This window comes from Devosia sp. (genome assembly GCF_041917035.1).
Taxonomy (GTDB): domain Bacteria; phylum Pseudomonadota; class Alphaproteobacteria; order Rhizobiales; family Devosiaceae; genus Devosia_A.
The window spans coordinates 1-6,321 of record NZ_JAYRYM010000219.1 but is presented as its reverse complement, the minus strand read 5'-3'; the positions used below and the strand labels follow the sequence as shown (position 1 = coordinate 6,321).

Genomic DNA, 6,321 nt, shown 5'->3' with positions numbered 1-6,321 from the left:
GGATTCGCCTGGAATTACGGTCGCTTCCGCTTCTCCCCCAACTGGCAGGGCACGGCGGAACGGAAGGGCTACCTGTGGGTCTGCGATCCCGCCGAGATGCCGCGCTTCGCCGACCATTGGGACGTCACCGAGCAGGTCGACGACGAAACTCCGTACCGGCTCGCCACCAGTCCTTCGCGCAGCTTCCTCAACTCTAGCTTCGCCGAGACCCCCGGCAGCCGCAAGCGGCAGCCGCACCCCACCGTGCTGATCCATCCCGCCGATGCCGCCGATCTCGGGATTGCGGAGGGAGAGCGCGCGGTGCTCGGCAACCGGCGCGGGCAGGTGGAACTGACGGCCGCGCTGTTCGACGGCGTGCGGCGCGGCGTGCTGATTGCCGAAGGCATCCATCCGAACGCCGCACATCGCGGCGGGGCCGGCATCAACACGCTGGTGGGTTCGGACCCGGTCCGCCCGTTCGGTGGCGCTGCCTTCCACGACACCGCGGTGTGGGTCGCGAAGGCCGATCAGCCGGCGAAATAGGCCGCCCGAAAGAACCAGATCGTCAGCCCGATGGTGTAGACGATGACCAGCGCGCGGATCAGTCGCGTCGGCACGCGATGCGCCAGACGCGCGGCCACGTAGGCGCCGATCGTGACGCCGACCAGGGCGATCGAGCCCGAATACCAGTCGATCGAGCCGGCGGCGGCGAAGCGCAGCACTGCGATCACCGCGATCACCGCGGAAATCCACAGCTTCAGCCCGTTCATTGCGTGGATGTCGGTCATCCCGGCCAGTGCCAGGAAGGCGAGCAGCAGAATGCCCAATCCGGCATTGAAGAATCCGCAATAGATCGACAGCCCCGCGAGCAGGGCGAGCAGCAGCACGGCGCCGGCAAACCGTGCATGCCGCGCCGCGCCGGACCGCGCCGCGACGAAGCGGTTGATGCGCCCGCCGAAGACGAACAGGCCGAGCGCGAACAGCATCAGCCAGGGCACGATCCGGCCGAAGGCCTCGTTGGAGACGTGCAGCAGCAGTTCGGCGCCCACATAGCCAAAGACCAGCGCGACGAGCGTATAGGGCAGCAGCCGCGCCGCATGGCGCCGGATATCCTCGCGAAAGCCCAGCGCGCCACTTATGTAGCCAGGCAGGGCGGCGTAGGTATTGGTGGCATTGGCCAGCACCGGGGGCACCCCGACGGCGAGCAGCGCCGGAAACACCACGAACGACCCCCCTCCGGCGAGCGTGTTCAGTGCGCCCCCGAGCAGCCCGGCCGCCAGCAACAGTGCCTCGTTCACGCGTGAGTCTCCCCTGCGCCGCCTTGCTAATGCCAAGCCCGGCCCGCCGCCAATGCAAATCGGTGATCGCCCCGATCGCCGCCGCTGATCGGCGGCCGGTTGACAGGCCGGGGGAGAGGCCCGTATGTGCCCGCGGTTGCTGGCACCTGCCGCTCGCCGGGGAAACCCGACGGTGAAGCCCAGCCGCCCCGCGCGGGCGCCAAGACCGACATGATCGCTCCCGTTTCGAGGCGGTTCATGGCAAGGCGGGCCCCATGATGCATCCGCCTCGGCAACGAGGAATCGACATGACGTTCTCCCTGGATACCCCGAGCACCGCGAGCCTGAAGGCCGAGGCAAGGGAACTGCGCGCCCAACTGAGCCGGGACGGCAGCGCCGTCACGCACGGCGCGGCGCTCGAAATGGTCGCTCACAGACATGGATACCGCGACTGGAATGCCGCGGCGGCGGCGCTCCCCGAGCGTGTCGCAAGCCCCGTTCAGGTCGGCCAGCGCGTCGCGGGCACCTACCTCAGGCAACCGTTTGTCGGGCTGGTGCTCGGCGTACAGGTGCCGGCCGACATGCAGCACTACACGGTCACGGTGAAGTTCGATCAACCGGTCGATGTGGTGACGAGCGAACTCTTCTCGGCATTCCGGCAACGGGTGACGGCGACCGTCGACCTGCACGGGGTCTCACCGGCCCGCACCAGCGACGGTGAACCGCACATGCGCATCCACCGCCTCTGACGGAACATTCTTCCAACGGCGGGCCCGCCCGCCGTTTTCGCTTTCCCGTGAGGCGGTTGCGCTCCATCGTCAATTGCCGATAAATGAGATCAATGCCACGGAACCCGTCCGCGGCCCTTCCCCAGTCCGGACATGTGATGACCACCCAGACCTTGCCGATCGACCTGTACTACGCGGCCACGCCCAATGGCCGCAAGATCACCATCGCCCTCGAGGAACTGAACCTGCCCTACGCGCTCTATCCGATCAATATCGGCCGCGGCGACCAGTTCCGGCCCGAGTTCCTGGCCATCTCGCCCAACAACAAGATCCCCGCCATCCTCGACCCCGAAGGACCGGACGACGAGCCGATCTCGGTCTTTGAGTCCGGGGCCATCCTCAAGTACCTCGCCGAGAAGTTCGGACGCTTCTACGGCAGTTCCTGGCGCGAGCGGATCAAGATCGACGAGTGGCTGTTCTGGCAGGTGGGCGGGTTCGGTCCGATGCTCGGACAGAACAACCACTTCTCGCGCTATGCGCCCGAGAAGATCCCCTATGCCATCAAGCGCTACCAGGACGAAGCGCACCGCCTGTACCGGGTGCTGGACGAGCAGTTGCAGCGCCAGGCGGCCGCCGGCCGACACTATGTCGCCGGCGAGGACTACTCGATTGCCGACATGGCGATCTTCGACTGGTCGCGCGGTTCGGACAATCACGGTATCGACATCGGCGAGTTTCCGACCTTTGCCGCCTGGCGGGCGCGGGTGAGCGATCGCCCGGCGGTGCAGCGCGCCCTTGCCATCACGCTGGAGCCGAGCCAGCAGATCAGCGCGGCCACCGACGAGAAGGCCCGCGCCATCATGTTCAACCAGCGCTGACCGGTTCCTCCCGCGCTGCCGGTCGGGGGCCCGTTCCCGGGCCGGCGGTGCTCTTGAGTTGCCGACTGCGCGTACACAAAAAAGCCTTGCACCATCGTCGCCGCCCCCCTATCAGGGCCGTTGACGGAGAGGTGGCCGAGTGGTCGAAGGCACGCCCCTGCTAAGGGCGCAGACCTCAAAAGGGTCTCGTGGGTTCGAATCCCATCCTCTCCGCCAGTTTCCTTTGAAATATCTGACGTTTTCTGGATATTGGGGAGTGAGCCACCTTATGGGCCACCCTAGGGGGGGTCAACCTCGGGCTCCAACGGCTTGGCCCGACTCCGTCCGCGCTCTGGCCAATTCACGTGCATCGCGCGCCAAGCGGGTGGTGTGAAGTCTTTCGTTGCGAAGCGACTTCGGTCCGAGTCTGCGGGAATGATGTCGTCAGTTGGTGGGAGCCTCGGCCGTTGCGACGCGTCGTACCCCCGCCCCTGCCCCCGGTCTCTGTGGTGCAATCCCTATCTGTGTCGCGCACCAAGCCGGTGTGATCCAAGTTTTTGACAATTTCGACAAACAGGCTGTCGACCGGGCCGAGGCGTGGCCCCGGGTGGTTAACAGAGTGACCCGAGCGCATCGCCGGCGGCTAGGCTCAGGACTGATTGATCCAGAAGATGATTGTTGCGGCGATGCAAGTTGCCGAGAAGAAGGTATGAGCGAATCGATCGTATCGGGTAGCGATGCGTCGCCAGTCCTTGAGCTTTGCGAGCAGGTTCTCGATCCTGTGGCGTTGCCTGTAGATGGCCTTGTCGCAGGGGAAGGGTCGCTTGCCGCTGCGGCTTTGAGGGGATGCACGGCTCGATGCCCTTGTCGGCGAGGGCCTGGCGGAACCAGGCGCTGTCATAGCCGCGATCAGCGATCAGGTGCGAGGCGGCCGGCGTTCGTCGAGCACCATGCGAGCGCCGATATGGTCGCTAACCTGTCCGCCGGTGAGCCTGAAGGTGATCGGACGCCCGGCCTGATCGCACGCAGTGTGCAGCTTGGAGTTCAGTCCGCCTTTGGTGCGTCCGACATGGCGGTGAACATCCCCTCTTAAGCGGGCTCGCCGCAGTCCGGTGGGCCTTCAGGGAGTGGCGTCGATCATGATCCGCTCCAGTGTCGGTCCTTGTTGGCTCAACGACACGAAGATCCTGTCGAACACGCCGAGCCGCCTCCAGCGCATGAAGCGGTTGTAGAGTGTCTTGTGCGGACCATAGCCATTGGGGGCATCCTTCCATTGCATGCCATTGCGGATCACGTAGACGATGCCGCTCGCCACCCGCCGGTCATCGACACGCGGAACGCCATGCGCCAGCGGAAAGAACGGCGTCAGCCGCGCCATCTGACCTTCGCTCAGCAAGAACAAATCACCCATCAAATCCTCCTATTCGGAGAATCTGAATCACACCTCAATCGCGACTAATAGGTCCTGAGCCTAGGCCAGTTCATGGACTGAGCGAGAATGCGCTCGCGCGGTGCCACGCAAGACGGACGCGGTGCTTGTCGGTCAGCGGGATCGGCGCGTGCCAGCGCAGTTCGGCGCGGGCCGTTTCGCTCAGCTTGGGCGAGAATTCCGGGTGCCCATCATCATCGAAGGTCACGAGCCCTTGGTCGAACGCTGCGTCCCAAAGAGCCGACAGAAGCAGGCCGTTGTGCACGTTCAGGCGTTCGGCATCGGTGGAGCAGTCCCGCCAAGCGATGATGTGGCTGGCGCGAAGCAGGGCGGGGTCGGTGATCCCCGTCAACGGGCAGCGCCCCTGCCAATACGTCATAAGCCGGTCCCGGAAGATGTTCTGACCAATGCGCTGGACGACGAGCCGCTCGCCCTCGGTAGTCTTCGGAAGGCCCGCGACGGCCGCGCGGAACTCCTCAAGAGGGCCATCGGGCAGGGTCACGCCTAGTTGGTAGACCCGTGACATCACGGAATACAGTGCCGCGAGGCTGGGAAAGGCGTACCGCGCCAGCCCCGGGCCTGCCACATCTGCGTGTGGGAGGTTGAGTTCCTCGACGATGCCGGCGTGTTCGAGAGCCAGAAGCCACGGCCCCTCATGGCCAGCGGCCGCAAACCATACCGTGCCCCGCGCCGTGGTTGAGCTGTATTGTGCCCACCCTTCGACTTCGCCCATGGCACGTCGATAGCCGTTCTGCCAGGCAACCTTGTGGCACTCTTCGGCCACCACGAAGGACTGCGGGGATTGGATCATACCTCTTTCGCACTGTCTGCAGGGTCCGTCGGCCCCGGACTTGCTCCAATGGCTGGTTCAGCAAGCGCTTTCGCCGCAGCCTCAGCCCGCTCTGCCTCCCACTGCCCGTATGTTTTTCCGCCATCGTCCGACCAAGCAACACGGCCATTCAAGGTGGAGCCGGATACAACCTGAGTTACCGCCGCGATGGAGCGAAATGCGTGGTCTGCTGTGAAGGCCAACTGCCCGTCGCCTTCCTTAAGTATGCCGTCGTTTTTCAGGGTTTCTCTGAGCCGACGATACGACGGGGATAGGCTGGAGACCGCTTCTGCAGCTGCAGTACTATTGCTGAGGACAACAAAGGAGCTGTCGCCCGTTACCTGCATTTTGGCCGGACCGGGCATGTTGGTCGCTTTTAATATAAAGGTAGGCGATAGCGCAGAGATCGTCGGTGCTGAGGTTTGCATCTCGCCTGGCTGAACGGCAGGTTGCTGCGCCAAAGGCTGCAATTTGAAAAGGTCCAGCCCCAGAACGCCGGTGAGAAGCTTTGCCTCTTGTATGAAGCGATCCGCAGACACGGAATCGTGCCTTGGGAGCTCCCCGGCTCCAGGTCCAGGGTCGCGGCCCGACTTGACTACCCATTCACCGTTGGCTCGTGCCGCCTGTGTTAGGGCCCGTTCGACATATCGGACGTGCCCCTTTGAGAGGCTGTCATCTTCGCTGACAAGGACAATCGTCTCGGACCAATAGGTGTAGTCACTTGCGCCGCTGTTGGCCGCAGTAGAGTTGTGGGTGCGAAGGCGACTGGCGACCTGCTCAGACTCCCCCACATAGACGGTGGGGACTTGATCGCTGCTTGAGACGTCGGCGCCATAGAGCAAGTAGGTGCCGGGGCGCTGCCATCGCTGTCCGAAAAGCTCGATCGCTTCGGCAAAGTCCTCGCGTTGGAACGCGAAAGCGCGGATCGTCGACATGGGGAGATGGGCGACACGCGGACCCTGTGCGTCCCCGGTCTCAAGCAAGACAACAATGGATCGTGCAGTGTCTGCAGTGGTGCTCACAGTCCTAAATCCTTGAATTCGCCAACCGCTTCCATCCTGTCCCAGGCAGCAAGGACGAGGCTGCGGGTGCGGCATTCGCCGTATCGGCGGATTTCCTTTTCCTTGAGGACGCGGAAGGTTTCCGAGGGGTAGTCGGGGCCCTTCACGTCGGCGGGGTCGAGGATGTAGCGCAGCTCGTCGCGGGTCAGGCCGTAGGCGCG

At 64.3% G+C, this 6,321-nt stretch carries 7 protein-coding genes, 1 tRNA gene and 1 pseudogene; 4 read left to right on the top strand and 5 right to left on the bottom strand.

The window, feature by feature from the left end; genetic code table 11:
* Positions 1-522 (top strand): molybdopterin dinucleotide binding domain-containing protein (locus ACE3TU_RS17600; protein WP_374626554.1); only part of this gene is annotated, 522 nt, incomplete at its 5' end.
* Here ACE3TU_RS17600 and ACE3TU_RS17595 read toward each other — a convergent pair.
* Positions 507-1,277 carry a sulfite exporter TauE/SafE family protein gene (locus ACE3TU_RS17595; protein ID WP_374626552.1) on the bottom strand — a complete coding sequence of 257 codons (771 nt, stop codon included), beginning with the start codon at positions 1,275-1,277 and terminating at the stop codon, positions 507-509. The two genes, ACE3TU_RS17600 and ACE3TU_RS17595, sit on opposite strands and share 16 nt — an antisense overlap.
* Before the next feature lie 287 nt (positions 1,278-1,564).
* On the opposite strand from ACE3TU_RS17595, the gene ACE3TU_RS17590 reads away from it, so the two are divergent.
* The 3 genes from ACE3TU_RS17590 to ACE3TU_RS17580 all read left to right on the top strand — a co-directional run bounded on the left by ACE3TU_RS17590 (position 1,565) and on the right by ACE3TU_RS17580 (position 3,078).
* Positions 1,565-2,005, top strand: a complete 441-nt coding sequence (locus tag ACE3TU_RS17590; protein ID WP_374626550.1) for a glyoxalase superfamily protein — start codon at positions 1,565-1,567, stop codon at positions 2,003-2,005.
* A gap of 134 nt (positions 2,006-2,139) precedes the next feature.
* Positions 2,140-2,862 (top strand): glutathione S-transferase N-terminal domain-containing protein, encoded by a 723-nt coding sequence (locus ACE3TU_RS17585; protein WP_374626556.1) that lies wholly within the window; start codon positions 2,140-2,142, stop codon positions 2,860-2,862.
* 125 nt (positions 2,863-2,987) lie between these two features.
* Positions 2,988-3,078: transfer RNA gene (locus ACE3TU_RS17580), tRNA-Ser, on the top strand.
* 412 nt (positions 3,079-3,490) lie between these two features.
* Here the strand turns inward: ACE3TU_RS17580 and ACE3TU_RS17575 are convergent.
* From ACE3TU_RS17575 to ACE3TU_RS17560, 4 genes and pseudogenes are all read right to left on the bottom strand, one after another.
* A pseudogene (locus ACE3TU_RS17575) lies at positions 3,491-4,252 on the bottom strand (IS5 family transposase).
* 70 nt (positions 4,253-4,322) lie between these two features.
* Positions 4,323-5,081 (bottom strand): HNH endonuclease, encoded by a 759-nt coding sequence (locus ACE3TU_RS17570; protein ID WP_374626548.1) that lies wholly within the window; start codon positions 5,079-5,081, stop codon positions 4,323-4,325.
* Positions 5,078-6,121, bottom strand: a complete 1,044-nt coding sequence (locus ACE3TU_RS17565; protein ID WP_374626546.1) for a GIY-YIG nuclease family protein — start codon at positions 6,119-6,121, stop codon at positions 5,078-5,080. Before ACE3TU_RS17565 ends, ACE3TU_RS17570 begins: the two co-directional genes overlap by 4 nt.
* Positions 6,118-6,321: hypothetical protein (locus tag ACE3TU_RS17560; protein WP_374626544.1), on the bottom strand; the 204-nt coding region annotated here is incomplete at its 5' end. The genes ACE3TU_RS17560 and ACE3TU_RS17565, both read right to left, overlap by 4 nt.

Coding starts and splice junctions, on each gene's coding strand:
- ACE3TU_RS17590 (WP_374626550.1), top strand. CDS start 1,565: ATGACGTTCTCCCTGGATACCCCGAGCACCGCGAGCCTGAAGGCCGAG.
- ACE3TU_RS17570 (WP_374626548.1), bottom strand. CDS start 5,081: ATGATCCAATCCCCGCAGTCCTTCGTGGTGGCCGAAGAGTGCCACAAG.